The sequence below is a fragment of the Streptomyces sp. NPDC037288 genome (genome assembly GCF_055603265.1).
Genome location: NZ_JBVJVY010000003.1, coordinates 247,863 through 273,988 on the forward strand (window position 1 = coordinate 247,863; position 26,126 = coordinate 273,988).

Sequence of the window (26,126 nt, forward strand, 5' to 3'; positions counted from 1 at the left end):
CTGGGGACCCCTCATGGACGTCTGCACCCTCGGTGATCTCCTGGATGTCGTCGGTGGGCCCGCCCTGTGTCTGCACACCGCACCCGCCGGGCAGGCCGTGCCGGTCACGGAGGCGGTGCTCTACGACGGCCGCACCCCGCTCCCCCCGCTGCCCGGCGCGCTCCTGCTGGCGGTCGGCGTGCCGGCGGACCGGGCGGGGCCGCTGCTGCGGGCGGCGGCGGAGGCCGGCCTGACCGGTGTGGTGGTGCGCGGCGCGGACGTGCCGGTCGCACAGGCGCAGGCGCACGGCGTGGCGCTGCTGTCCGTCGCCGAGGACGCCGCCTGGCACCACGTGCATCTGCTGCTGGCCTCGGCCATCGCCGCCCGGCCCACCGCCGTCGCCCCCGACAGCGGCCTCGGGGACCTGTTCGCGCTGGCCGACGCGATCGCGACGGCGACCGGCGGGGCCACCGCGATCGAGGACCCCCGGCAGCGGATCCTCGCCTACTCCACCGTCCCCGGCCAGCCGATCGACGAGGACCGCCGGCAGGGCATCCTCGGCCGTCAGGTGCCGACCGACAGCTCGGAGAACACCGAGCAGTACCGGCGGCTGTTCGCCGCCGACCGCCCTCTCAGGCTGCCCGCGCTGGCCGACGGCGACCTGCCGCGGCTGGCGATGCCGGTGCGGGCCGGCGGGGAGACGCTCGGCTCGGTGTGGGTGGTCGACGGCGGCGCTCTCGCCGCGGACGCCGAGGACACCCTCGCCCAGGGCGCCTCGACGGCCGCCCTGCTCCTGCTGCGGGCCCGCGCGGCCCGGGAGCTGGCCCGGCACCGGGGCGGCGAGCTGCTGCGCCGGCTGCTGGACGGCACGGCGGCGGACGCGACGACGGCCGCCGAACGGCTGGGCATCGCCGGCCCGGCCAGGGTGGCGGCCTTCGTCCTGGGGCCGGACTCCGCCGGGAGCGTCCCGGACACCGAGCGCACGGCCTCGCGTCTGCTGGACCTCGTACGGCTGCAGTGCGAGGCGCGTTACGGGCGGCACGCGGGTGTGCTGGTGGACGGGGTGGTGTACGCGGTGCTGCCCGGTCCCGGGGAGCGGCACAGGCGGCTCGCCGAGGACATCGTGGCGCGGGCCGGGCAGGCGCTGCGGGTGCCGGTGCGGGCGGCGCTCGGCGAGGTCGCGGCGGACGCGGAGGGGCTCGCTCACTCGCGGGCGGACGCGGATCTGGTGCTGCGGGTGCTGGACGCACGGCTGCCGGTGGCCACGGTGGACGAGGTCCGGGCCCGGGTGGTCCTGCTGCGGCTGGCCGAAGTGATGGGCGAACGGCGGGAGTTGACTGCGGGCGCGTGGCGGCGGGTGCTGGCGTACGACGCCGGGCACGGCACCGAGTACGCGCGCACGCTGGTGTGCTGGTTCGACGCGGGCTGCGACATGGCGGGCGCGGCGAAACTCCTCGCCGTGCACCCCAACACCTGCCGCTACCGCCTCAGACAGCTCCAGCAGCACGCCGGGGTCGATCTGGACGACCCCGACGAACGGCTGGTGCTGTGGCTTCAGTTGCGGGCGCTGGGCGGGCTCAGCTCAGCCACGCCCTGAGCCGGTCCTCGCAGGTGCGCAGGTGCTCGACGGGGACGTACTCGCCCGCCGTGTGGGCGAGGGACGGGTCCCCGGGGCCGTAGTTGAGCGCGGGCACGCCCAGCGCGGCGAACCGGGCGACGTCCGTCCAGCCGAGCTTGGGCCTCGGCTCGGCGCCGAGTGCGGCGACGACGGCGCCGACCCGGTCCAGGCGCGGCAGGGCGCCCGCGACGACCTCGGTGACGCGCACCTCGTACTCCGGGAAGAGCCCGCGCACGTACGCCTCCGCCTCGGCCGCCGAACGACTGGGCGCGAAGCGGCAGTTGACGGTGACGACACACTCGTCGGGTACGACGTTCCCGGCGACCCCGGCCCGTACGGCGACGGCGCCGAGCCCCTCCCGGTACTCCAGCCCGTCGATCACGACCCGCTGCGGCCGGTGCGCGTCGAGCCGCCGGAGGACCTCGCCGGCCCTGTGCGCGGCGTTGACGCCCTGCCAGGCGCGGGCGGTGTGGGCGCGGGCACCCTTGACCACGACGTCGGCGGTGAGGATCCCCTGGCAGCCGGCCTCGACGCCCGCGTCGGAGGGCTCCATGAGGATCGCCAGGCCGGCGTCGGCGAGCAGCTCCGGCCGCTCGGCACCGATGCGGGCGAGCCCGTTGCGTTCGCTTTCGATCTCCTCGCACGCGTAGAAGACGAAGGTGAGGTCGCGGACGGGCGTGGGAAGGGTGGCGGCCAGCCGCAGGGCCACCGCCACCCCGCCCTTCATGTCGCAGGCACCGAGCCCGTGCACACGGCCGTCGGCGAGCCGGGAGGGCAGGTTACCGGCGGCCGGGACGGTGTCCAGGTGCCCGGCGATCAGGGCGCGTTCGGGGCGGCCGAGGCCGGTGCGGGCGACGACGGAGTCGCCGACCCGGTCGACGGTGAGGTGGGGCAGGCCGCGCAGGGCGCCTTCGACGGCGTCCGCGATGCGCGCCTCCTCACCGCTCTCGGAGGGCAGGTCGACGAGGGCGCGGGTGAGGGTGACGACGTCGGCGGCGGGGTCGAGCGTGCTCATACGAGGTCCTGGGGCTGGTTGAGCGTGGAGTGGCGGATGCCGTAGAGGCCGTAGACGACGAGTCCGGCCGCCATCCAGGCGCCGAACGCGATCCAGGTGTCGGCGCCCAGGCTGCCCAGCATGTAGACGCAGAAGCCGACGCCGAGCAGGGGCGTGAGGGGCGAGAACGGCACCCGGAAGGAGCGCGGGATGTCGGGGCTGCGCCGGCGCAGCAGCACGACCGCCAGGTTGACCAGCATGAACGCGAAGAGGGTGCCGATGCTGGTGGCGTCGGCGAGGCTGCCGAGCGGGACGAGGGCGGCGAGGACGGCGATGAAGCCGGACACGATCACGGTGTTGGCGCGGGGTACGCCGGTACGGGGATGCACCTTGGCGAACAAGGGCGGCACGAGCCCGTCCCGGGCCATGGCGAACAGGATGCGGATCTGCCCGTACTGCACGGTGAGCACCACGCTGGTGGTGGCGACGACCGCGCCGACGGACAGCAGGACCGGCCAGAGGCTGCCGCCACCCACGGACCGCACGAGCACCTCGCTGAGCGTGGCCTCGGTCCCGGCGAACTGCTTCCACGGCATGGCGCCGAGCGCGGCGACCGCCACGAGCACGTACAGGGCGGTGACCAGGACGAGGGACGCGATGATGGCGCGCGGCAGGTCCTTTTGGGGGTCGCGTGCCTCCTCACCTGCGGTGGAGGCGGCGTCGAACCCGATGTAGGAGAAGAAGAGCGAGGCCGCTCCGGCGCTCATGCCGGCGGCGCCGAGGGGGAAGAGGGGGTGGAAGTTCCCGGCGCGGAAGGCGGTGAAGGCGACGGCGCAGAACAGCACGAGGGCCGCGATCTTGACGGCGACCATGACGGTGTTGGCGACGGCGCTCTCCTTGGCGCCGCGCAGCAGGACGGCCATGGCGAGGACGACGATGAGGGCGGCGGGGATGTTCAGGGTGCCACCGGCGCCCGGCGGCGCGCTGAGCGAGTCGGGGAGGGAGACGCCGAAGGTGAGCTCCAGCAGCTCGTTGACGTACTGCCCCCATCCCACGGCGACGGCCGCCACGGAGACCCCGTACTCCAGGATCAGGCACCATCCGCACACCCAGGCGACCAGCTCGCCGAGGGTGGCGTAGGCGTAGCTGTAGGAGGATCCCGAGCCGGGGATCATGCCGGCCAGCTCGGCGTACGACAGCGCGGAGAACAGGGCGGTGACGCCGGCCAGCACGAAGGAGACGACGACGGCGGGCCCGGCCTCGGGGACGGCCTGGCCCAGGACCACGAAGATCCCCGTGCCGAGGGTGGCTCCCACGCTGAGCAACGTCAGCTGGGCCACCCCCATGGTCCGCTTGAGGGGGCTGCCGGCGGCTTCACCGAGGAGGCGTCGCACTGGCCGGCGCCGGGTGAGTCTGCGTATATGGGTTCTCGGTGCTGTGGCCTGCGGCCGGGTGTCCACTGTGTCCACCGCGCTGTTCCCTCCGCCTCGGGGCTGTATGGGCCTTGATGATGCGGAGGGAGGTGGGGTGAGGTGGTGTGCGGATCGTCCAAAGGTGCGGGGTCGTGATTGGCCGGATAGTCAAAGGGGGGTTCGTTGCCGGGTGCAGATCGTCGTGGCCGCTCGCGCGGTTCTCCGCACCCCTGGGGAGCCGCAGCACCGCCGGCTCCGAGGGCACCGGCGCCGGGGAGCGCACCAGCCCCCGGCGCAGCCGCGGCACAGGGCAACCGTTCGCGCCGCTCGGTGCGCCCGGCGCCGGACGCGCGTCAGCGCAGCGCTTCGGCGACCTCCCGCGCCGCCTCCACCACCCTCGGCCCCACCCGCTCCGGCACGGAGTCCGCCAGCATCACGACACCCACACTGCCCTCGACCCCCGTTACCCCGACCAGCGGCGCCGCGGCCCCGCTCGCCCCGGCCTCCAGCTCACCGTGCGTGAGGGTGTACCCGGGGTCCACGGACGGCGACTGCCGAGCCGACAGGATCGCCCTGCCCGCCGCCCCCCGGTCCAGCGGATGCCGGAACCCGGCCCGGTACGCCACGTGATAGTCGGTCCACGTCGGTTCGACCACGGCGACGGCCAGCGCCTCCGTCCCGTCCACCAGCGTCAGGTGCGCCGTCGCGCCTATGTCCTCCGCCAGCGCCCGCAGCGCGGGCAGCGCGGCCTCCCGCACCAGCGGATGCACCTGCCGGCCGAGCCGCAGCACCCCGAGGCCCACCCGGGCCCGGCCGCCCAAGTCACGCCGTACGAGCGCGTGTTGTTCCAGCGTGGCGAGCAACCGGTACACCACGGTACGGTTCACGCCCAGTTTCGTGGACAGTTCGGTGACGGTCAGCCCGTGGTCGGTGTCGGCCAGCAGCTTGAGGACGCGCAGTCCCCGGTCGAGCGTCTGAGAGGTCTCCGCGGTCACGACGCCCACTCCTTCGGTGGTGAGGCCGGCGGTCCCCTGAGCGGCGGATGCGTCACCGAGTCCCGTCGGCGACGCGCCTCAGAGGCCGCCGATCGGCAGGACAGTCCGGCGGCTCCGGGCCATGTCGCTTCACGGCTGCGCTCCGCGGCGGCGCTGCCACGGGGCGTGTGCGTAGCGGGACAGTAGCGAAGCAGGTTCGCTGAGCGGAAGTCTCAGTCCAGAATCCGGTCAAGCCCAGATCCGGCCTGCCGCCATTCGTCCGGAAACGCACAGGCCCCAGGAACTGACACGCGCCAGTCCCTGGGGGTCCGGGCGACGCCCCGAACCCGGCGGCGCGTCACCTCATCCGGGTCGCCCACTCCTGCACCTTGGCGATCCGCTGCCGCAGCTGCCCCGCCGTGGCCTCGGCACTGGGCGGCCCCCCGCACACCCTGCGCAGCTCGGTGTGGATCACACCGTGCGGCTTCCCACTCTGGTGCACATACGCGCCGACCATCGTGTTCAGCTGCTTGCGCAGCTCCATCATCTCCTTGTGCGTGACCACCGGCCGCCGCTCGGCGGGCAGCTCCAGCAGGTCGGCCTCGGTGTCCGGCTTCTTCCGGCTGTGCGCGATCTGCCGGGCCTGCCGCTTCTGCAGCAGCAACTGCACCTGCTCGGGTTCGAGGAGCCCCGGGATACCGAGGTAGTCCTGCTCCTCCTCGCTCCCCGGGTGCGCCTGCATGCCGAACTCGGCGCCGTCGTACAGCACCCGGTCGAAGACGGCGTCGGACTCCAGCGCCTCGAAGGGCAGCATGTCCTGCTCGCCGGTGTCCTCGTCCTGCTGCTTGTTCGCCTCCTCCATCTCCTTCTCGGATTCGGCGTACGGGTCCTCCTCGCCCTCCTTCTTGGGCTTGTCGAGGGCGTGGTCGCGCTCCTTCTCCATCTCGCCTGCGAAGGTCAGCAGGTCGGGCACGGTCGGCAGGAACACGGACGCGGTCTCGCCGCGCCGCCGGGACCGTACGAAACGGCCGACGGCCTGCGCGAAGAAGAGCGGGGTCGAGATCGTCGTCGCGTACACGCCCACCGCGAGCCGGGGCACGTCGACGCCCTCGGACACCATGCGCACCGCGACCATCCACCGGTCGTCGCTCTCGCTGAACTCGTCGATCCGCTTCGAGGCGCCGGCGTCGTCGGACAGTACGAGCGTCGCCTTCGTCCCCGTGATCTCGCGGATGAGCTTGGCGTAGGCGCGGGCGGAGTCCTGGTCGGAGGCGATGACGAGGGCCCCGGCGTCCGGGATGGCCTTGCGGACCTCGGTCAGCCGCTGGTCGGCGGCGCGCAGCACGCTCGGCATCCACTCGCCGCGCGGGTCGAGCGCCGTGCGCCAGGCCTGGCTGACCGCGTCCTTGGTCATCGGCTCGCCGAGCCGGGCGGCGACCTCGTCACCGGCCTTGGTGCGCCAGCGCATGTTGCCGCTGTAGGAGAGGAAGATGACCGGCCGGACGACGTGGTCGGCGAGGGCGTTGCCGTACCCGTACGTGTAGTCGGCGGCGGAGCGCCGGATGCCGGCGTTGTCCTCCTCGTACGTCACGAAGGGGATGGGGTTGGTGTCGGAGCGGAACGGCGTACCGGTCAGCGCGAGCCGGCGCGTGGCGGGCTCGAACGCCTCCAGGCAGGCCTCGCCCCAGGACTTGGAGTCACCGGCGTGGTGGATCTCGTCGAGGATGACGAGCGTCTTGCGCTGCTCGACCCGGTTGCGGTGCAGCATCGGCCGCACGCCGACACCGGCGTAGGTGACCGCGACGCCGTCGTACTCCCTGCCGAGCGGGCCCGCGCTGTACTCGGGGTCGAGCTTGATCCCTATCCGGCCCGCCGCCTCGGCCCACTGCTTCTTCAGGTGCTCGGTCGGCGCGACCACGGTCACCTGCTGCACGACGTGGTGGTGCAGCAGCCAGGAGGCGAGCGTCAGCGCGAAGGTGGTCTTGCCGGCGCCGGGCGTGGCGACGGCGAGGAAGTCACGCGGCTGCTCCTGGATGTACTTCTCCATCGCCCCCTGCTGCCAGGCACGCAGCTTGCTGGCGGTACCCCAGGGCGCGCGGCCCGGGAAGGCGGGCGAGAGGTGGTGGGAGTGAGCGGAGGAAGCGGCGGTGGTAGTCACGGTCTCCGTATGTCTTGGGGTCGGGCGGCTCGGCTACGTATGACAACCGGGCCACCCTACCGGCGCCGCCCTTGCGCCCACGCCCGGACGAGCCCGGGTCGCCCACGGGTGGGACCGAGGTCACAGCCGCCGCAGCGGGCACCTCGGGCCCCCACGGCACCGTCGCTCCCGGGGACCTCGTCCACAACGGCGGCGCCCGGGGGCTCCAGGGCGCTCGTCCTCGCCGGCGTAGGGTCCTCAGCGGCTTCATGAACGGCGTGTGGCAGTCCCGTTGCAGCACCCGGGTGCCCCTTGAACGGCCCCTCGGCCGCGTCCTACCGTCATTCCACGAACACGGCCGTGTGCCCGAGTGGTTGAGGGGCTCGCCTGCAAAGCGAGTTACGTGGGTTCGAATCCCGCCACGGCCTCTACTGTCCGACCAGGAAAATCGGATTTCGGGACTACCAGAGCTCCCTGCACCTTTACGAATTCGACGACAGGCTCACCGTCGTAATCCAGCAGGATTTCCCCGTCACCTCTGCGTCATTCGCGGCCGAGGGCAGAATGGTCCCGTTGCTTTCCAGCAGCTGCGTTGATATTGCCGCAGGAAGCGGCAACCGATGCATGCGGGGCCAAAGGGGCGTAGCCCACTGTCCTCATGTGCCTCCTGCTGGCCGGAGCTTGGCGCGTGGGGGGGTTGAGGCGGTTCATGGGGTAGGTCGGTCTGATCACCGAATAGGGCCGGTGGACAGGCTTGTCGGTGAAGGACGGACTCAGTGGCGTGGAATAGTCGTCGAACTGGGTGAGCGGGCCGATTCCGGTGAACAGTCCGATCGTCCGGACCATGGAGGCGGTGCTGTAGAAGGTCGAGTCGACCTTTCCCGTCTGGGTGTACGGGCTTATCGCCAGGGCGAACGTCCGGTGGGCATCGATGTGGTCGGGCCCGTCCTGGGCCTCGTCCTCGGTCCGGCCATTGTCTTCTCCCCTGGTCCGCGAGGCGGTGTGACGTGGGTTCGGAGCTGAGACGATTGTCTACGCCGACGCCGGGCCACTCTCGCCGCGACGGGCATTCAGGTGAGTCAGCGGACCACCCGGTCAGCCGCTGCCTGGGGCCGACTGCGCCACCCGTACGCGGGATCGCGTCAGAGCGCCCAGCCCGCTTCGTCCTGGAAGACCTCTGTCCAGTAGTGCCAGTCCCTGTCGGGCGACACGCCTGTGGGGTCGATCGCCGACAGGGTGTGGATCATGGCGGCGGCGAGCTGGTCGTAGGCGTCTGTGGTCAGTTCGTTGCCCAGGTGCTCGTCGATGGTGCGCTCGTGGTGCAGGAGCCAGAGCGTGAAGGCGAGGGTGGAGACGTCGGTGTTGAGCGGGTGGAGCGTCGTATCCGTCTCGCTGTAGGTCAGGACCGCACCCGTTCTGCCGTCGACCACCAGGCTGTGGTCCCCGGCCAGGCGGCCGAGGTGGACCAAGTGGTCGGCGTGGGCCGGGAGTTCGCCCAGGAGGCAGTCGCCCGGGTACTCCTCGGTGACGTACTCCCTGAGCGTGGGCAGCGGGACGTCCGTGTCGGCGTGGAAGAGGACCGCCTCCTCCGGCAGCCCGGTCTCACGCAGGAAGCGCCGGGTCGGCTCGTGCGTGAGTGTCACGGGGAAGTCGACCTCCTCGAAGCGCACCACCCTGCCGTGCCCGAACTCCTGGTCCAGCAGGCGGGCGGGGGCGTCCAGGGTGAGCCCGGAGGCCGTGCCGGGGCCCGCGGCGAGGGCGAGGGGGCGGATCAGGGCCGCCGCCTTCCAGTACGGCGGGACCTCGCCGCCCGCGCCCTCCTGGAAGAGGGTGAGCAGCCGGCGGGTCGCCTCGGCCGCCGTACCGGGGCCGTACTGGCCCGCCAGGGAGGCGAAACGGCCGCGCAGGCCGGCCAGTTCCTCCGTGACCGCGGCGAAGCGCAGCAGGGTGGCGAGGGAGGGCGCGAAGGGGCGCGGGGCGGGCGGGTCGAAGAGGTACGCCGTCGTCAGCTCGCCGGTGCCGCCGTCGAGCAGGATGGACTCGCGCTCCATGCCCGCCGGGTTGAGCAGTTCGCCTATCACCAGCCGGTCGCGCAGCTCGTCCGCCACACGGAACGGGCCCTCCGCGGCGTCGGCGAGCGTGCGCAGGCCGTGCGTGCGCAGCGGGGAGAAGGTCAGCAGGTCGGTGTCCGCGGGCAGGCCGGTGCCGCTGAGCAGGCCGCGCGTCGGCGCGTGGGTGACATAGCGGTCCAGCTCCGCCTCGGTCAGCGTGATCGCCGTGGTCCCGGCGTCGGTCGTGCCCATCGCTCCCCCGCGATCTTCCCCGTACGGTGCACCGTGAGTCCGTGAGTGCCGTTGCCCCCACCGCTCAGCACACTACGCCGCCCCACTGACAACGGCCCTCACCAGGAAGGACGTCGGGCGACCCGGGTCCGTTGCGTCACGTGAAGTAGATGCCGCCCAGGACCACGGCCAGCGCCGCGACGAGGAACAGCAGGATCCACAGGAACAACTTGCCGACGCTCGGCGGGGGTTCGTAGCGGGGCTCGTCGGGGGTCTCCGGGGTGCTCACTGGGTCGTCACCACCGCTGCCTGCGGGCGGATCGGGAGGCGGTTGACCGGGCGGCCGGTGGCCGCGCGGACGGCGGAGGCGATCGCGGCCGGTGCCGTCACGACCGGGACCGCGCTGACGGACTTGGCTCCGAAGGGGGCGACCACGTCCCGCTCCTCGACCAGTTTGACGATCTGGATGTCCGGTGCGTCCAGGGCGGTCGGAAGGGCGTATCCGGTCAGGTCGGGGTGGCGGATCAGACCGCGGGGCGTACGGAGGTTCTCCGTGAGCGCGATGCCCACGCCCTGGGTGACGCCCGCCTCGATCCGGGCGGCCAGCTGCGTCGGGTTGAGGATCCGGCCCACGTCCTGGGCGACCGCCAGCTCCACCACGCGGACCGAGCCGAGCTCGATATCGACGTCCACCACCGCGCGGATCGCGCAGAACGCGAGGCCCACGAAGGCGTCGCCCTGCCCGGAGGCGTTCAGCGGCTCGGTGGGGTGCGGGCGGCACTGGGCGGTGGCCCACAGCTCCTTGCCGTCCATCGCCTCGGTGACGGTCGTCGAGAGCACGCCGTCGTACGAGGTGATCTTGCCGTCGGTGATCTGCAGCAGTTCGGTGGACATGCCGAACTTGTGCGCGAGGGGTTGCAGCAGCTGCGTGCGGACCATCTTCGCCGCCCGCTCCACCGCGCCGCCCGACACCCAGGTGTGCCGGCCCCGGCAGCCCGCGCCGGCCGGCGGCTGGTCGGTGTCGACCGGCGCCACGTGGACCTCCTCGATGCCGAGGGTCTCCTGGACGATCTGCCGGGCGAGCGTGGTGAAGCCCTGGCCCGTCTCGACGGCGGCGCAGAGGACGGTCGCCACGCCGTCGTGGACCTTGACCGTCGCCGTGGACACCTCGTCGGCGCCCTCCGCGCCGAGCATGTGCACCATGCCCAGGCCGTAGCCGACGCCCCGGCGCACCGCGCCCGGTTCACCCGCGCCCTCGGGGCCGCCGGGCAGCAGCCACTCCTCCTCGGGACTGTCCTTGGGCAGGGCGGGCAGCGGGAAGTCCCGGACCGCCTGCAGGAGTTCGGCCACCGGGGCGGGGCAGGTCACCGTCTGGCCGATCGGGAGGACGTCCCCCGTCGCCAGGACGTTGCGCAGGCGCAGCTCGGCCGGGTCCAGACCCAGCTTCTTGGCCAGCTTGTCCATCTGCGCCTCGTAGGCGGCGCACACCTGCATCGCGCCCTCGCCGCGCACATGGCCGGAGGGCGGGTTGTTGGTGCGTACGGCCCAGCCCTCGATGAAGGCGTTCGGGACGACGTACGGGCCGCACGCGAAGGAGACGGCGGCGGCCAGCGCGTCGGAGGAGGTGTCGGCGTACGCGCCGCCGTCCAGCAGGATCTGCGCCTCCACCTTCACCAGCCTGCCCTCGGCGTCCGCGTGGTGGCGGTACCGGAGCAGCGTCGGATGGCGGTGGGCGTGGCCGAGGAAGGACTCCTCGCGGGTCGCCGTGAGCTTCACCGGGCAGCCGGTCTTCAGGGCGAGCAGACCGAGTGGGAGCTGGAAGCCCTGGTCCTCGCGGTCGGCGGTGGCGCCCGGCACCCCGGTGACGACGATCTTCACCCGATCCGGGGACAGGCCGTAGCAGGCCGCGGCGGTGTTGCGGTCGGCGTGCGGGTCGGTGGAGGCCAGGTACAGCTCCACGCCGCCGTCGGGCCGCGGCACGGCGAGGCCGGCCTCGGCGCCGATCGGGGCCGGGTCCTGGCGCCCTATGCGGTACTGGCCCTCCACGACGACCTCGCCGACGGCCGACGGGTCGCCGTGGTGCAGCGGGATGTGCCGGATCAGATTGCCGTCGGGGTGCAGCGGCTCGGCCTCGAAGGCCTGCTCGGGGTCGGTGACCGGGTCGAGTACTTCGTACTCGACGATGACGGCGGCGGCGGCCATCCGCGCGGTGTCCGGGTGGTCGGCGGCCACGGCCGCGATGGGTTCGCCGTGGTGCCGCACGACCTCGGAGGCGAACACCGGCCGGTCGGGCGTGCCCCGGCCGTGCCGGGGGGTTCCGGGCACGTCCTCGTGGGTGACGACGGCCCGGACGCCGGGCATCTCGCGCGCGTGGCTGGTGTCGATGGACACGATGCGCGCGTGCGCGTGCGGGGAGCGCAGGACGGCCGCCCACAGCAGGCCTTCGGCCCACAGGTCGGCCGCGTACGGGAACGTGCCCTCGGTCTTGGCGCGGGCGTCGGCGTGCGGCAGGGAGGCGCCGATGCCGTGCGGCCACGACTCGGCCTCGGAGGCCGCTTCCGCGGCGGTGGTCGCCGTGGCGGCTTCGTTGCTCACGCCTGGCCTCCGTCCTGGCCGTAGTGCTGGTCGTGCGGGCCCGGCGTGCCGTGCGGCGGCGTGCCGTACGGGTCCGGGGCGCCGTACGGATCCGGGGCGTCGTACGGATCCGGTGCGTCGCCGTAGCCGCCGGGAGCGGCGTGCGGCGTGTCGAACGCGCCCGGCGCCTCGAACGCCGACGGGTTGACACCGCCGGCACCGGGGCCCGCCTGATGGGGGATACGGGCCTCGCCCGCGTTCGTCTCGGCGTCGGCGGCGTGCGACGCCTCGCGTTCGGCGACGACCTCCTCGACGGCCTGGAGGACGCCCCGGTAGCCGGAGCAGCGGCACAGGTTGCCGCACAGCGCCTGCCGGGTCTCCAGCTCGGTCGGCGCGGGGTTGCCCTCCAGCAGGTCGTGCAGGGTCATCGCCATGCCGGGCACGCAGAAGCCGCACTGCACGGCGCCGCACCGGGCGAGCGCGCGCTGTACGTCGGAGGGCTGTCCGTCGACGGCGAGGCCCTCGACCGTGCGCACCTCGCTGCCGGCCGCGGTGACCGCCGGGACCAGGCAGGAGGCCACCAGCCGGCCGTCGACCTGCAGGTTGCAGGCCCCGCACTCGCCCTGCGAGCAGCCGTCCTTGGCGCCGGCGAGACCGAGCCGCTCCCGCAGGACGTACAGCAGCGACTCGCCGATCCAGGCGTCGGTGACGGGACGGTCGGCGCCGTTGACGCGCAGGACGTAGGAGGCGAGCGGGTGGTCGTCGTTCGGCGGGAGGGGCGGCGCGTGTTCCTCGGTCTCGGGGGCCGGGTCGTCACCGGTGGCCTCTACGGCGCCTTCGGGCGTGTCGTCGGCTTCCGGTACCGCCGGTTCGGTTGCCACGGCTGCCTCGCCGGGGGTCTCCGGGGCCGCCGGGTCGGCGGTCGCCGGGGCGTCCGGCGTGGCGGGCGTGACGGGGGCCGTGGCGGCCTGCGGGGCGTCGGCCGGAGCCGAGGTCGGGTCGTGGCCCGCGGGGCCGCCAGCGGGGCGCTCAGGGGTCTCCTCGGGGGCCTGTCCGTCCGTGCCCGGCACCGTCTGCGCAGCGGCAGGCTGTTCCGAGGGCGGGGCGGGCTCGGCGAACCCGCCGGGGCGACCGGACTCGCCAGGCGCCGGGAACTCACCGGAGTGACCGGCGCGGAGCTGCCGGGCGACGTCACCCGGGTGGCCGGCCCCGGCGTGCTGCTGGGCCCCCTCCACGGGCCCGGTGCCCGTCCGGGCGGCCTGCTCGTGTCCGGCGCCGGGCTGGGCGTCCGGCCGGCCGGACGCTGCCCGTCCGGCCTCCTCGTGGCCGGCCGGGCCGTGCCCGTAGCGCCCGTCGGGCGCGTACGCCTGCTCGTCCGGCGCGTACCCCTGCGCCGGCGCGCCGCCCGGTGCGGGCTCGGCCGGAGCGCCCGCGGGATGTGCGTCGGTGTGGTCGGGCAGGTCGGTGTGGCCGGTGTCCGCGGGCCGGTCCCAGGGGCGGCCCGTGTCCTGCGTCGCCCACGGCGCGGGCGCGCCGCCGGGCAGCGTGGCCGGCGGGGTGCCGCCCCACTGCTCGACCAGGGCGGACGTGGTGAACTCCCCCGACTCGTCCGGAAGATCCCCGCCGGCCACCGGGATGGACCACTGTCCGGTGACGTCGTGGCCGGGCGCGGCCGGGGCCGCGGACTCGTCGAAGGTCCAGTGCTGGGTCGCGCCGGGCTGGTAGGAGAACCGGTCGTCCGCGGCGGGCACCTGGGGCGTGGCGTTCGGGTCGGGCCACTCGGCACCGCCCGCGGGGGCGGTCCAGGGGCCGGCCGCGCCGGGGTCCCCGGTGCCGGGGGCGACCGTTATCCGCGGCGGCACATAGCCGTGGCCGGGCGCGGCCAGCGGGCTGTCGCCGGACAGCAGGGCGTCGATGCCGCCCTCGGGGAGTTTGACGAAGGCGGTGGCGCCGTCGTCGTAGTCGCCCTGGGGCAGCGGGTCCCACCGTCCGCCGCCCTGGTGCGTGCCCTCTCCGTGCTGGTCGTCGGTCACGACAGCGCCCTCCCCAGTGCTCGTCGGGCCAGTGCGGCGACGGTGCGCCGCAGGTGCAGTACGGCGGGCGGAAGCGGGGCGACCGAGCCGTCCGGCTCCGGTGCCGGGTCCGGGATGCAGGCCGCGGCGACGTACTCGCCGAAGGCGTTCAGGGCCTCCGGGACGAGCGCGCGGTCGTTGTCCCAGTCGATCAGCTGGGCGACCCACTGCTCGGCCTCCAGGGGCCGCAGCGGCATCGGCGCTATGGCACCGACGGCGCACCGCACTCCGCGCCGGGCGGGGTCGAGGACGAGGGCCACGGAAGCCAGCGCGCGGCCCGGGCCGGTGCGTCCGGTGGCCTTCAGGAAGACCTGCGGGGCGTGCAGCAGCGGCACGCGCACGTAGCCGATGAGTTCGCCGCCGCGCAGCATCTCCATGCCGGCCAGCAGGTGCGACACCGGGATCTCCCGGCGGGCTCCGCCCGGGCCCGCGATGATCAGTGTCGCTTCCAGGGCGGCGAGGACCGGCAGCGCGTCCCCGGTGGGTGCGGCCGAGGCGATGTTGCCGCCGAGGGTGCCCGCGTTGCGGATGTGCGGCGGGCCCGCGGCGCGCGCGGCGGCGGCGAGCGCCGGGATCAGGGCCGCGAAGTCGGGTCGGCCCATACGTGCGTGGGTGAGGCCAGCGCCGAGCAGCGCGTGGCCGTCCAGGTACTGCCAGCCGCGGATCTCGCTGATCCGCCCGAGACCCACCAGGGCGGCGGGCCTGAGCTGACCGGAGTTGACGGCGGCCATGAGATCGGTGCCGCCCGCGACGGGGACCGCGGTGGGCATCTCGGCGAGGGCCGCCACCGCCTCGTCCAGCGTCGTGGGCAGCGTGACGGCCTGCGCCGCCTGCGGTGCGTGCGTGGTCAAACCGGCTGCCCCTTCCCGCTGCCCCACTGGTCCCACCTGTGTGGCCGTACGGTACGTGCTCACAGGGCGGACGTGGCAACTCTGGCACATCTTCGCAACAGCCGAACGCGGGGGTCCGCTAGGAGGCATTCGCCCACCTCACCACGGAGATGGTCCGTTTTCGCACGGCATCACCGGTGCGCACCGATTGACACTCTTCGGTGACTCTTGACGTGGTTTTCCATTCCTTGTTCGCAACGGTCACGTGTTCGGGGTGGTCACATGTTCGGCGGCGGCCCCTCTTTCGGGCGACCCGGGACGCCGGGGCGTTTCTGCCACGGCCGGGGCCCGGCGGGCGGCCGATAAGCGACCCCGAGGGCGTCGAGCCGCGCGTAATGGGCGGCCATCCGGCGTTCGAAGCCGGCGAAGTCCCGTTCCGCGGGGGCCGGCAGCCGGCTCCAGGCCACCTCGGCGAAGGCCGCGAGCCGGGGAAACGTCTGGTAGTCCACGCGCGCGACGTCCTCCATCACCTCGGTCCAGACGTTGGCCTGAGTGCCCAGCACATGCCGGGCCTCCTCCTCGGTGAGCCCGGGCGGAACGGGTTCGAACCGGTAGACGTCCTCCAGGGTGCGCACGTACCCGATCGGCACCGGCTCGTCCTCGCCCGGGGCCTGACGGTGGTCCAGATACACGTACTGCTCCGGGCACATGACGACGTCGTGGCCGGCCCGCGCGGCCGCGATCCCGCCGCCGTAACCGCGCCAGGACGACACCGCGGCCCCCTTGGCGAGCCCGCCCTCCAGGATCTCGTCCCAGCCGATGAGCCGGCGCCCGCGCGCGGACAGCCACGCGTCGAAGTGCCCGATGAACCACGACTGCAGCTCGTCCTCGCCGCCGAGACCGAGGTCCGCGATCCGGCTCCTGGCCGTCACCGACTCGCTCCACTGTTCCTTTCGGCACTCGTCCCCGCCGACGTGGACGAACTGCGAAGGGAACAGTTCCAGGACCTCCTCGAACACTCCCTCGTAGAAACGCAGGGTGTTGTCAGTGGGGGCCAGTACGTTGGAGGAGATCCCCCAGGTGTCCCACACGGAGAGGGCGGTGGTGTCGATGACGTCGGTGTTGCCGAGTTCCGGGTACGCGGCGACGGCGGCCTGCGAGTGGCCCGGTACGTCGATTTCCGGGACGACGGTGATATGCCGCTCGGTGGCGTAGGCGACGATCTCCCGGATGTCGTCCTGGGTGTAGTAGCCCCCGTGCGGCTTCTCCTCCCACAGCGGCGAGGCCAGGTGGCCGAATTTCGTCCGCGACCGCCACGAGGCGATCTCCGTCAGCCTCGGGTGGCGCCTGATCTCCAGCCGCCAGCCCTGGTCGTCCGTCAGGTGGAAGTGGAAGACGTTGAGTTTGTGCGCGGCCATCAGGTCCAGATAGCGCAGCACGCCTTCCTTGGGCATGAAGTGCCGGGCCACGTCGAGGAGGAGGCCGCGCCAGCGGAAACGGGGCCCGTCCTCGATGGTCTGGTGGGGGACGCCGACCGTGCGGCCGGGGCGTACGGGGGCGCGCCGGAAGGCCTCGGGGCCGAGGAGCTGACGCAGGGTCTGCGCACCCCAGAAGACGCCGGCCGCATCACCGCCGCGGATCTCCACGCCCCGGCCGGCGACCACGCTCAGGCGGTAGGCCTCCGCCTCCAGCGAGTCGTCCAGGAGCAGCCGTACACAGCCACGGGCGTTCTCGGGGCCGGGCCGCAGCGGCAGCCCCAGAGCGGCACCGAGCGTGGTGCGCAGCCAGCGCTCCGTGGTCTCCGTGCCCGGGGCCGCCCACAGCGTGGTGTCGTCGTCCAGCGGGACGCCGCAGCCCATCGGTCCCTCGATGGCGCGCGGCGCCGGAATCACATCCGTCATGTTCAGTCCTTTACCGCTCCGCCCCGTACCGAGGCCAGACGTCGGCGTGGTCTGAACCACTTCGTGACCGGACAACACGAAGACCCCCGGGGTGCGCGTGTCGCACGCGCGCCCCGGGGGCCCCGCGAAAACTCAGCCGGCGGGCAGACCGCCAGGCGGGCTACTTCTTGTCGCCGCCCTTGCCGCCCTTGTCCTCGCCGCCGCTGCCCATGGACTCGTAGATCTCCTTGCACATGGGGCACACGGGGTACTTCTTCGGGTCGCGGCCCGGCACCCAGACCTTGCCGCACAGCGCCACGACGGGGGTGCCGTCGAGGGCGCTCGCCATGATCTTGTCCTTCTGGACGTAGTGGGCGAAGCGCTCGTGGTCGCCGTCGCCGTGGGACACCTGTGGCGTCGGCTCTACGAGGGTCCCCGTACCAGTCCCGCGCTCGGGCTCAAGAGTGCTCATATCGCCAAGGGTACTGAAGCTCACACGCATCAGTTGAGCGAAGGGTCGTCCGGGTACGTCGCCACCATCGCCAGCTCGTTGCGCTGGCGGCGCAGGACCTCGCGCCAGAGCCTTTCCGGGGCCGGAGAGGAGACGTCCCCGGGCTCCGACTCGACCACGTACCAGGCGCCCTCGACCAGCTCGTCCTCCAGCTGACCGGGGCCCCAGCCGGAGTATCCGGCGAAGATCCTCAGGGAGCCGAGGGCCGCGGCGAGCAGCTCGGGCGGGGCCTCCAGGTCGACCAGGCCGATCGCGCCGTGCACCCGGCGCCAGCCGAGCGGGGCCAGGTCGACGTTCGCACCGCCCGGGATGACCGCGACGCCGAGTGCCGAGTCGAGCGAGACGGGGCCGCCCTGGAAGACGACACCGGGCTCGCCGGCGAGGTCGGCCCAGCCCTCCAGGATGTCACCCACGTCCACCGGGGTGGGGCGGTTGAGGACGACGCCGAGGGAACCCTCCTCGTCGTGGTCGAGAAGGAGCACCACCGCGCGGTCGAAGTTCGGGTCCGCCAGGGCGGGTGTGGCCACGAGCAGCCGCCCTGTGAGCGAGGACACCTCGGTCATGCCAGACATGATCCCGCATCTTCCCCTTCGGTGGGGAGCCAATCGGGGTCCGGGAGTGAACGCAGCTCAGGGAGCACGGAAGCGCCCCGGGCGCACACCCGGGCGGTGACCCCATGTGCCCGAAAGGGAACGGTTCGTGTTGTGACACAGCTATGACGTGCCTGGGTGGTACTCGGACTTACGGGAGGGGGGTAATCGGCGATTACCCTGTCTTCCCGGCCTCTGCGCACAGTGATCGGCCGGCCCCTGCCCAACTCATCGGAACGCGAGATACATGACCGTCAACGACGATGTCCTCCTTGTCCACGGCGGAACCCCGCTGGAGGGCGAGATCCGTGTCCGCGGTGCGAAGAACCTCGTACCGAAGGCCATGGTCGCCGCCCTGCTGGGCAGCGCACCGAGCCGACTGCGCAACGTTCCCGACATCCGTGACGTGCGGGTCGTCCGCGGTCTGCTCCAGCTGCACGGGGTGACGGTCCGTCCGGGTGACGAGCCCGGCGAGCTGGTGCTCGACCCGACGCACGTCGAGAGCGCCAACGTGGCTGACATCGATGCCCACGCGGGGTCGAGCCGTATCCCGATCCTCTTCTGCGGCCCTCTCCTGCACCGTCTCGGCCACGCCTTCATCCCGGGCCTCGGCGGCTGTGACATCGGCGGCCGGCCCATCGACTTCCACTTCGACGTGCTGCGGCAGTTCGGCGCGACCATCGAGAAGCGCGCGGACGGGCAGTACCTGGAGGCCCCGCAGCGGCTGCGCGGCACGAAGATCCGGCTGCCGTACCCGTCCGTCGGCGCGACCGAGCAGGTGCTGCTGACGGCCGTACTCGCCGAGGGCGTAACCGAGTTGTCCAACGCGGCCGTCGAGCCGGAGATCGAGGACCTCATCTGCGTGCTGCAGAAGATGGGCGCGATCATCGCGATGGACACCGACCGCACGATCCGCATCACCGGTGTGGACAAGCTCGGCGGCTACACCCACCGCGCCCTGTCGGACCGCCTGGAGGCCGCTTCCTGGGCGTCCGCGGCCCTCGCGACCAACGGCAACATCTACGTCCGCGGCGCCCAGCAGCGCTCGATGATGACGTTCCTGAACACCTACCGGAAGGTGGGCGGTGCCTTCGAGATCGACGACGAGGGCATCCGTTTCTGGCATCCCGGCGGCCAGTTGAAGTCCATCGCGCTGGAGACGGACGTGCACCCCGGTTTCCAGACCGACTGGCAGCAGCCGCTGGTGGTGGCCCTCACGCAGGCCACGGGCCTGTCCATCATCCACGAGACGGTCTACGAGTCCCGCCTCGGCTTCACCTCCGCCCTCAACCAGATGGGCGCGCACATCCAGCTCTACCGCGAGTGCCTGGGCGGTTCCGACTGCCGCTTCGGCCAGCGCAACTTCCTGCACTCCGCGGTCGTCTCCGGCCCCACCCGGCTCCAGGGCGCCGACCTGGTCATCCCCGACCTGCGCGGCGGCTTCTCGTACCTGATCGCGGCCCTGGCCGCCGAGGGCACGTCCCGCGTCCACGGCATCGAGCTCATCAACCGCGGCTACGAGAACTTCATGGAGAAGCTCGTGGAGCTCGGCGCGAAGGTGGAGTTGCCGGGCAAGGCGCTCGGCTAGGCGTCACGAACGGCAAATGGGCGGTCCCCCGTCGAAAGGGGGACCGCCCGTTTGGCGTCTTCAGCTGAAAGCGCCCCGAACGGGGCGCGGGGAACTGCGCGGCCAGCCACAATCCGGCCCGCAGTCACCCACGGCACTCCCGTCGAACGGCGCTCCGGTGGACCGGCGCTCGGAGCCGGGCGCTTCCGCCTACTTGCCCTTGGCCGCTTCCTTGAGCTTGGAGCCCGCGGTGACCTTCACGCTGTAGCCGGCGGGGATGTTGATGGGCTCGCCGGTCTGCGGGTTGCGCGCGGTGCGAGCGGCACGGTGGGTGCGCTCGAAGGTCAGGAAGCCCGGGATGGTGACCTTCTCGTCGCCCTTGGCGACGATCTCGCCGACGGTCTCGGCGAACGCGGCCAGCACGGCGTCGGCGTCCTTGCGGGTCACCTCGGCGCGGTCGGCCAGCGCGGCCACCAGCTCACTGCGGTTCATGTTGTTACTCCCGTGTTTTTCTTGCCGTTGGGGTGTGCCACGCGGCGGATCCGCCCGAGGCACTGCGATGCCGATGCGCTCGCGCCCAGTGGGGGTGCCCCCGGGGACGGAGTCCCTGGGGGAGCATCCTGCCCCTACCTGCGGCGGTAAAGCCAATCCGGCACCCGTAGGAGTCGTGAGAACACCCTGGGGAGTCACACGAAAGGCGCCCGCTCGGCGTCACCCTAGAGCGCGCCCGGCATCAGCTGGTTCCACGACGCGCCGGTGCACGGGCCGCCGTGGTGATCCTCACAGCCCTTGCACAGTACGGTACGCCGTCACCGAGGCGACGCCCGGCCGCCTCCTTCCCTTCACCGGGCCGGGCGCGAGGGCGCCCGGCCGGAGCCAGGTGCGGGCGGCTAGACCGTCGCCCCGGCCGCCTTCGCGGCCTCGCGGACGGCTCCGGCGACCGCACCCGCGACCTTGTCGTTGAAGACGCTGGGGATGATGTAGTTCGGGTTCAGCTCGTCCTCGGTCACCACGTCGGCCAGGGCCTTCGCGGCGGCGAGCATCATCTCGGTGTTGACGGTGCGGGACTGGGCGTCCAGCAGACCGCGGAAGACGCCCGGGAAGACCAGCACGTTGTTGATCTGGTTCGGGAAGTCGGAGCGGCCGGTGGCCACAACGGCCGCCGTCTGCCGGGCGATTGCCGGGTCCACCTCGGGGTCGGGGTTCGCGAGCGCGAACACGATCGCACCGTCGGCCATGGCGGCCACGTCGTCGCCGTCCAGCACGTTGGGAGCCGAGACACCGATGAACACGTCGGCGCCGCGCACGGCTTCCTTCAGGGTGCCGGTCAGGCCCTCGGGGTTGGTGTTGTCGGCGATCCAGCGCAGCGGCGAGTCGGCGGGGGCGTCCACCAGGTCCTCGCGGCCGGAGTGGACGACACCGTGGATGTCGGCGACGACGGCGTTCTTCAGGCCCGCCGCGAGCAGCAGCCTGAGGATGGCCGTACCGGCCGCGCCGGCGCCGGACATGACGACCCGGATGTTCTCGATGGCCTTGTCCGTGACGCGCAGGGCGTTGGTCAGGGCGGCGAGGACGACGATGGCGGTGCCGTGCTGGTCGTCGTGGAAGACGGGGATGTCGAGGGCCTCGCGCAGCCGGGCCTCGATCTCGAAGCAGCGGGGCGCGGAGATGTCCTCGAGGTTGATGCCGGCGAACCCGGGGGCGATCGCCTTGACGATCTCCACGATCGCGTCGCTGTCCTGGGTGTCCAGGCAGATCGGCCAGGCGTCGATGCCGGCGAAGCGCTTGAACAGGGCCGCCTTGCCCTCCATGACGGGCAGCGCGGCCTTGGGGCCGATGTTGCCGAGGCCGAGCACGGCGGAACCGTCCGTCACGACCGCAACGGAGTTGCGCTTGATGGTCAGACGCCGGGCGTCCTCGGGGTTCTCGGCGATGGCCATGCAGACGCGGGCCACACCGGGCGTGTAGACCATGGAGAGGTCGTCACGGTTGCGGATGGGGTGTTTCGACGCCATCTCGATCTTGCCGCCGAGGTGCATCAGGAACGTACGGTCGGAGACCTTGCCCAGCGTGACGCCCTCGATGCCGCGGAGCTTCTCGACGATCTCCTCGGCGTGCGCGGTCGAGGTGGCCGCGATGGTGACGTCGATCCGGAGCTTCTCGTGTCCGGACGCGGTGACGTCGAGGCCGGTCACCGAGCCTCCGGAGGACTCCACGGCGGTGGTGAGCTGCGAGACGGCGGTTCCGCTCGCGGGCACCTCCAGCCGGATGGTCATCGAGTAGGAGACGCTGGGCGCCGTTGCCATGGCCGACTTCCTCTGCTTTCACCGTGTCGCGAGTTGTGCCGTCCGATCGTCGCACCTACCCGTGAGTACGTGATAGTCGCCCGCCATTGCGGACGTTTTGTTCACAGCAGGCGCACGGTCAGTCGCGCAGTTTCGGAAAATCACTTCCACCATACGAGAAACGATCAGACAGTGAAAGGGTCAGGTGCGGCAAAGAAGGAGGCCCACGTCACATTCGTGACGTGGGCCTCCCACGCTTATGACACCGACCCGCCATGCTCGCCTCGCGGCAAGTGGTCCCTCGCAGGGACGAAGGTTGGGCCCGGGGGCTTGGATCGAGCCGGTGCCGCATCCAGGCTAACAAACGGATGCCGAGGACCATTCCTCCCGCGGGGAGTTCACAGGAAACTCAGTCTCTCAGCAGATCCGGCACCCCGGCCGCGTCCGGCTCGTCCCGCTCCCCCGACACCACCGTCAGCTGCTGGGTGGCCCGGGTCAGCGCCACGTACAGCACCCGCAGGCCGGCCGGGGACTCGTCGGCGATCTCCGCCGGGGACACGACCACGGTCGCGTCGTACTCCAGCCCCTTGGCCTCCAGGCTGCCGAGCGCCACCACCCGGTCGCCGAGCCCGGCCAGCCAGCGCCGGGCCTCCTCGCGCCGGTTCATGGCGACGACCACGCCGACCGTGCCGTCCACCAGGTCCAGCAGCCGCTCGGCCTCGGCGCGCACCGTGGCCGCCAAGGACCGGCGTACGACCGTGAAGCACGGCCTGACCCCGGTGGACCGCACCGCGCTGGGCGCCTCGGAGCCGGGCATGGCGAGCGCGAGCACCTTGGCGGCCAGCTCGGCGATCTCGGCCGGGTTGCGGTAGTTCACGGTGAGCTGGAAGCGGCGCCGCGGGCGGGTGCCGAGGGCCTCGTCGCGGGCCTCGGCCGCCTCGTCGGGGTCGGACCAGGAGGACTGGGCCGGGTCGCCGACGACCGTCCAGGTGGCGTGCCGGCCGCGGCGGCCGACCATGCGCCACTGCATCGGCGTGAGGTCCTGCGCCTCGTCCACGATGACGTGCGCGTACTCGGTGCGCTCCTGCGCGAGCCGCTCGGCCCGCTCCCGCTGGGTCTCCTCGCGCACCGGCATCAGCTCCTCCAGGCCGGTGAGCTGGTCCAGCGGGTCCAGCTCGCGCCGCTTCCTCGGGCGGGCCGGGGCGCCGAGGACCGCCTGCAGCTCGTCCAGCAGGGCGATGTCGTGCACCGAGAGGCCGTCCCGCTGGAGCGACCGGGCCACCTTGCGGATCTCGCCAGGGTTGAGGATGCGGCGGGCCCAGCGGCCGAGCCGCTTCTCGTCGGCCATCGCGGCGAGCACCGCCTTCGGCGTCAGCTCCGGCCACCAGGCGTCGAGGAACGCGATGAAGGAGTCCTCGCTCGTGACGTCCTCGTCGAAGGAGGAGCGCAGCTCGGCGGCCAGCTCGGGGTCGGTGTGCCGGGAGGCCCCGCCGGACTTGGCCCACAGGGCGTCCAGGAGCAGCTTGCGGGCGCGCGGGCGGAGCAGGTTGACGGGCGCGGTGCCGCCGAGCGCGGTACGGCGGACCCGTTCCAGCTCGGCCGCCTCCAGCTCCAGACGGCGCCCGAAGGCGACGACGCGGAGGCGGGCCGGCGACCCGGTGACCGTCTGCGGCTCGGTGTCCTCGTCCTGCACCGGAGCGGTGGGCCCGAGCTCCAGCGCGCCCCGGGCGGCCTTCCGCAGCACCTTCAGCATGCGGTACGAGCCCTTGGCGCGGGCCACGGACGGGGAGTCGTACACGGTGGCCTCGGCACCGTCGACGAGTGAGCCGATCGCGCGGATCGCGACCTGGCCCTCCTCGCCGAGCGAGGGCAGCACGCCCTCGGTGTAGGCCACCAGCAGCGGGGTCGGCGAGACGATCAGGATGCCGCCCGCGTAGCGTCTGCGGTCCTGGTAGAGCAGGTAGGCGGCGCGGTGCAGGGCGACGGCGGTCTTGCCGGTGCCCGGACCGCCCTCCACGTAGGTGACGGAGGCGGCGGGAGCGCGGATCACGAGGTCCTGCTCGGCCTGGATGGAGGAGACGATGTCCCGCATGGTGTGGCTGCGGGCCTGGCCGAGGGCGGCCATGAGGGCGCCGTCACCGATGACGGGCAGCTCGCGGCCTTCGAGGTAGGCGGTCAGCTCGGGCCGCATCAGGTCGTCCTCGACACCGAGGACCCGGCGCCCCTTGGAGCGGATGACCCGGCGTCGTACCACCCGTCCGGGCTCGACCGGGGTGGCGCGGTAGAAGGGCGCGGCGGCGGGCGCCCGCCAGTCGATGACCAGCGGCGCGTAGTCCTGGTCGAGGACGCCGATGCGCCCGATGTGCAGGGTCTCGGCGATGTCGGCGGTGTTGTCCTCCCGCACGGCGCCTTCGGCGGGTTCCACGGCGGTGTAGGCCCCGTCGGGCCCCTTCTTCCCGTCCTTGCCGGGCAGCAGATCGATCCGCCCGAAGAGGAAGTCCTCGAACTCGTTGTTGAGCCGGTTCAGGTGGACGCCGGCCCGGAAGACCTGCGCGTCCCGCTCGGCCAGCGCACCCGGGGTGCCGACCTGACCGCGCTTGGCCGCGTCGTTCATCAGGAACTCGGCCTCGTGGATCTTCTCTTCCAGCCGCCGGTACACCCGGTCCAGGTGTTCCTGTTCGACGCTGATCTCCCGGTCACGGACGGAATCGTGTGCGTCCTGTACCGAGCCGACCGCGGACTGCTGAACCTGAGCGGCCACCGGGCCCCCTTCTGACGTGCTGGGCAGCCGTCAACCGTACGCGAAGGGGGCCCGTCGAAGCTACGAGTCCACTTGCACCAGCTTCTTGCCCGCGAAGGTCACGACCTCGAAGTGGTCGATCTCGTTCGGCTTGAAGGCCGCCGCACCGCCGATGTAGAGCGGCTTCCTGGACTCCGGGGTCTTCCCGTTCGGGATGCCGTAGCCCCAGTTCGGCACCGACCACGACGACATGGTCACGCGCTGCCCGTTCTTCGCCACGAGCACCAGGGAGCACTTCAGCGGTCCCGTGGCGTTCTTCAGCTCCAGGACGGCCTGGGTACCCCAGTCCTTCTGTTGCATCCCGACGGTCGCGCTGACGTGGGACGACGGGTCCGTGGCCGACTTCTTGTCCGGCATGGACCGGAAGGTGGTCTGCGCGGCGGAGGCGGTGACCTGCCCCCCGTCACCGCCCGATCCGCTGTTCACGGCGACCGCCGCCAGCGGACCGGCGATGATCAGGGCGGCCGCGGCCGCGATCATGTAGAAGCTGCGCCGGCGCTTCTGGGCGCGCTTCTCGGCGACCTCGTCGACCAGCTTGTCCACCAGCCGCGGACTGGGCTTGGCGGACAGCGAGTCGCCGATCGCGGGGGTACTGCCGGAGCCCGGCAGGTCCGCGAGCGCGGCCAGCATCGGCTCCATCCCGGCCAGCTCGTCCAGCTGCTGAGCGCACCATTCACAGCCGGCGAGGTGCGCTTCGAAAGCGGTTGCCTCGGCGTCGTCGAGGATCCCGAGGGCGTAGGCGCCGACGGTCTCGTGTTCGTTCGGCACCGAAGATCCCGATGGGGGGCTCATAGGCCCAGACATACCCGGACCACCTGCCCCGAATCCCTGCATCCCCCCGTATCCGCTGCTCATCACGCCGTCACCCCCCGCTCCTCAAGTGCCAGCTTCATCGATCGCAGGGCGTAGAACACCCGGGACCGCACCGTTCCGCTGGGAATGCCCAGCGTCTCGGCCGCCTCATTGACCGTACGCCCCTTGAAGTACGTCTCGACGAGTACCTCCCGGTGGGCCGGGGTCAGGTCGTCGAGCGCGTCCGACAGCGTCATCAGCCACAGCGCCTTGTCGATCTCGTCCTCCGCGGGGATGACCTCCAGCGGCGACGGATCGACCTCCTGCGGCCGGGCCTGCCGGCTGCGGTGGCCGTCGATGACGATGCGGCGCGCGACCGTCACCAGCCAGGGGCGTACCGAACCGGTCGCCCGATTGAGCTGACCGGCGTTCTTCCAGGCACGGATGAGCGTTTCCTGTACGACGTCCTCGGCGCGCTGTCGGTCACCGGCGACGAGGCGCAGGACATACGCGAGCAAGGGTCCGGCGTGCTCTCGATACAGGGCACGCATCAACTCCTCGTCAGGTTCCGAGGGCTGTGAGGACATGCGATGTCGGGCCCTCGATCCACGTTCATTGGCCACGGCCGCATCCTTGCGCACGCCCACCTCCGGTGTCCGGGGGTTCCCCCAGTCGGTCGCTCGCCCACCCGTACGGAAGGGAGCGGCCCGGCGTTCAAACGGAGGTGACAGTTTTCTTCCGGATGACGTGACGAGCGGGACATGCGCACACATTCCCACCGGCTGATCTTTACATTTCCGACACATCGCCGGGGGCTGAGGGAACATTC

Annotated in this window: 19 protein-coding genes and 1 tRNA gene; 3 read left to right on the plus strand and 17 right to left on the minus strand. The window is 72.3% G+C overall.

From position 1 onward, the window contains the following. Positions 1-13: 13 nt before the first annotated feature. Complete coding sequence (locus tag ACZ7GZ_RS05280) at positions 14-1,576, plus strand: PucR family transcriptional regulator (RefSeq protein WP_471021124.1); 1,563 nt, start codon at positions 14-16, stop codon at positions 1,574-1,576. Here the strand turns inward: ACZ7GZ_RS05280 and dapE are convergent. The 4 genes from dapE to ACZ7GZ_RS05300 form a co-directional block, all read right to left on the minus strand. Continuing rightward, the gene (dapE, locus tag ACZ7GZ_RS05285; RefSeq protein ID WP_471021127.1) at positions 1,557-2,612 is read right to left on the minus strand and encodes a succinyl-diaminopimelate desuccinylase; all 1,056 of its coding nucleotides are present in this window, start codon (positions 2,610-2,612) and stop codon (positions 1,557-1,559) included. The two genes, ACZ7GZ_RS05280 and dapE, sit on opposite strands and share 20 nt — an antisense overlap. Beyond that, positions 2,609-4,060 (minus strand): amino acid permease, encoded by a 1,452-nt coding sequence (locus ACZ7GZ_RS05290; RefSeq protein ID WP_471021129.1) that lies wholly within the window; start codon positions 4,058-4,060, stop codon positions 2,609-2,611. The genes dapE and ACZ7GZ_RS05290 overlap by 4 nt, the downstream gene beginning before the upstream one ends. A gap of 296 nt (positions 4,061-4,356) precedes the next feature. Continuing rightward, complete coding sequence (locus tag ACZ7GZ_RS05295) at positions 4,357-4,998, minus strand: IclR family transcriptional regulator (RefSeq protein ID WP_360096040.1); 642 nt, start codon at positions 4,996-4,998, stop codon at positions 4,357-4,359. Positions 4,999-5,335: 337 nt separating this feature from the next. Further along, complete coding sequence (locus ACZ7GZ_RS05300; RefSeq protein ID WP_471021132.1) at positions 5,336-7,135, minus strand: DEAD/DEAH box helicase; 1,800 nt, start codon at positions 7,133-7,135, stop codon at positions 5,336-5,338. 335 nt (positions 7,136-7,470) lie between these two features. Here ACZ7GZ_RS05300 and ACZ7GZ_RS05305 point away from each other — a divergent pair. Next, positions 7,471-7,542: transfer RNA gene (locus ACZ7GZ_RS05305), tRNA-Cys, on the plus strand. Between the two features lie 714 nt (positions 7,543-8,256). Here the strand turns inward: ACZ7GZ_RS05305 and ACZ7GZ_RS05310 are convergent. The 8 genes from ACZ7GZ_RS05310 to ACZ7GZ_RS05345 form a co-directional block, all read right to left on the minus strand. Beyond that, positions 8,257-9,417 carry an SUKH-4 family immunity protein gene (locus ACZ7GZ_RS05310; protein ID WP_471021134.1) on the minus strand — a complete coding sequence of 387 codons (1,161 nt, stop codon included), beginning with the start codon at positions 9,415-9,417 and terminating at the stop codon, positions 8,257-8,259. A 136-nt stretch (positions 9,418-9,553) separates the two neighbouring features. Then, on the minus strand, positions 9,554-9,685 hold the full coding sequence (locus ACZ7GZ_RS05315; RefSeq protein WP_450800222.1) for a hypothetical protein: 132 nt from the start codon (positions 9,683-9,685) through the stop codon (positions 9,554-9,556). After that, positions 9,682-11,991: a xanthine dehydrogenase family protein molybdopterin-binding subunit gene (locus ACZ7GZ_RS05320; RefSeq protein WP_471021136.1), complete on the minus strand. Its 2,310-nt coding sequence runs from the start codon at positions 11,989-11,991 to the stop codon at positions 9,682-9,684. The genes ACZ7GZ_RS05315 and ACZ7GZ_RS05320 overlap by 4 nt, the downstream gene beginning before the upstream one ends. Further along, on the minus strand, positions 11,988-14,003 hold the full coding sequence (locus ACZ7GZ_RS05325) for a (2Fe-2S)-binding protein (RefSeq protein WP_471021138.1): 2,016 nt from the start codon (positions 14,001-14,003) through the stop codon (positions 11,988-11,990). The genes ACZ7GZ_RS05320 and ACZ7GZ_RS05325 overlap by 4 nt, the downstream gene beginning before the upstream one ends. Then, a complete protein-coding gene (locus ACZ7GZ_RS05330; protein WP_471021140.1) occupies positions 14,000-14,893 on the minus strand; it encodes an FAD binding domain-containing protein in 894 nt (297 codons plus the stop codon). Before ACZ7GZ_RS05330 ends, ACZ7GZ_RS05325 begins: the two co-directional genes overlap by 4 nt. 257 nt (positions 14,894-15,150) lie before the next feature. Next, positions 15,151-16,773, minus strand: a complete 1,623-nt coding sequence (locus tag ACZ7GZ_RS05335; RefSeq protein ID WP_471021142.1) for a beta-N-acetylhexosaminidase — start codon at positions 16,771-16,773, stop codon at positions 15,151-15,153. Positions 16,774-16,933: 160 nt separating this feature from the next. After that, positions 16,934-17,224 (minus strand): DUF3039 domain-containing protein, encoded by a 291-nt coding sequence (locus ACZ7GZ_RS05340; RefSeq protein WP_225822918.1) that lies wholly within the window; start codon positions 17,222-17,224, stop codon positions 16,934-16,936. Positions 17,225-17,253: 29 nt separating this feature from the next. After that, positions 17,254-17,826: a YqgE/AlgH family protein gene (locus ACZ7GZ_RS05345; RefSeq protein WP_471021145.1), complete on the minus strand. Its 573-nt coding sequence runs from the start codon at positions 17,824-17,826 to the stop codon at positions 17,254-17,256. A gap of 274 nt (positions 17,827-18,100) precedes the next feature. Here ACZ7GZ_RS05345 and murA point away from each other — a divergent pair, with 274 nt between their 5' ends. Next, on the plus strand, positions 18,101-19,441 hold the full coding sequence (gene murA / locus ACZ7GZ_RS05350; RefSeq protein WP_471021147.1) for a UDP-N-acetylglucosamine 1-carboxyvinyltransferase: 1,341 nt from the start codon (positions 18,101-18,103) through the stop codon (positions 19,439-19,441). A 189-nt stretch (positions 19,442-19,630) separates the two neighbouring features. On the opposite strand, the gene ACZ7GZ_RS05355 is transcribed toward murA, so the two are convergent. The 5 genes from ACZ7GZ_RS05355 to ACZ7GZ_RS05375 all read right to left on the minus strand — a co-directional run bounded on the left by ACZ7GZ_RS05355 (position 19,631) and on the right by ACZ7GZ_RS05375 (position 25,944). Then, positions 19,631-19,912, minus strand: coding sequence for an HU family DNA-binding protein (locus ACZ7GZ_RS05355; RefSeq protein ID WP_023550134.1), 282 nt, complete (start codon positions 19,910-19,912; stop codon positions 19,631-19,633). A gap of 398 nt (positions 19,913-20,310) precedes the next feature. Next, complete coding sequence (locus tag ACZ7GZ_RS05360; RefSeq protein ID WP_471021149.1) at positions 20,311-21,726, minus strand: NAD-dependent malic enzyme; 1,416 nt, start codon at positions 21,724-21,726, stop codon at positions 20,311-20,313. A 388-nt stretch (positions 21,727-22,114) separates the two neighbouring features. Further along, positions 22,115-24,466 carry a HelD family protein gene (locus tag ACZ7GZ_RS05365; RefSeq protein ID WP_471021150.1) on the minus strand — a complete coding sequence of 784 codons (2,352 nt, stop codon included), beginning with the start codon at positions 24,464-24,466 and terminating at the stop codon, positions 22,115-22,117. Between the two features lie 60 nt (positions 24,467-24,526). Then, entirely contained in the window at positions 24,527-25,309 is a 783-nt protein-coding gene (locus ACZ7GZ_RS05370; protein ID WP_471021153.1) for an anti-sigma factor family protein, read from the minus strand. A 50-nt stretch (positions 25,310-25,359) separates the two neighbouring features. Beyond that, a complete protein-coding gene (locus tag ACZ7GZ_RS05375; RefSeq protein ID WP_030167252.1) occupies positions 25,360-25,944 on the minus strand; it encodes a sigma-70 family RNA polymerase sigma factor in 585 nt (194 codons plus the stop codon). Positions 25,945-26,126: the final 182 nt, after the last annotated feature.

What these genes read in the sequence shown, in the direction of transcription:
- ACZ7GZ_RS05340 (WP_225822918.1), bottom strand. Translation starts at nt 17,224, where the DNA reads ATGAGCACTCTTGAGCCCGAGCGCGGGACTGGTACGGGGACCCTCGTA.
- murA (WP_471021147.1), top strand. Translation starts at nt 18,101, where the DNA reads ATGACCGTCAACGACGATGTCCTCCTTGTCCACGGCGGAACCCCGCTG.
- ACZ7GZ_RS05345 (WP_471021145.1), bottom strand. Translation starts at nt 17,826, where the DNA reads ATGACCGAGGTGTCCTCGCTCACAGGGCGGCTGCTCGTGGCCACACCC.
- dapE (WP_471021127.1), bottom strand. Translation starts at nt 2,612, where the DNA reads ATGAGCACGCTCGACCCCGCCGCCGACGTCGTCACCCTCACCCGCGCC.
- ACZ7GZ_RS05280 (WP_471021124.1), top strand. Translation starts at nt 14, where the DNA reads ATGGACGTCTGCACCCTCGGTGATCTCCTGGATGTCGTCGGTGGGCCC.
- ACZ7GZ_RS05360 (WP_471021149.1), bottom strand. Translation starts at nt 21,726, where the DNA reads ATGGCAACGGCGCCCAGCGTCTCCTACTCGATGACCATCCGGCTGGAG.
- ACZ7GZ_RS05355 (WP_023550134.1), bottom strand. Translation starts at nt 19,912, where the DNA reads ATGAACCGCAGTGAGCTGGTGGCCGCGCTGGCCGACCGCGCCGAGGTG.
- ACZ7GZ_RS05335 (WP_471021142.1), bottom strand. Translation starts at nt 16,773, where the DNA reads ATGACGGATGTGATTCCGGCGCCGCGCGCCATCGAGGGACCGATGGGC.
- ACZ7GZ_RS05310 (WP_471021134.1), bottom strand. Translation starts at nt 9,417, where the DNA reads ATGGGCACGACCGACGCCGGGACCACGGCGATCACGCTGACCGAGGCG.
- ACZ7GZ_RS05370 (WP_471021153.1), bottom strand. Translation starts at nt 25,309, where the DNA reads ATGTCTGGGCCTATGAGCCCCCCATCGGGATCTTCGGTGCCGAACGAA.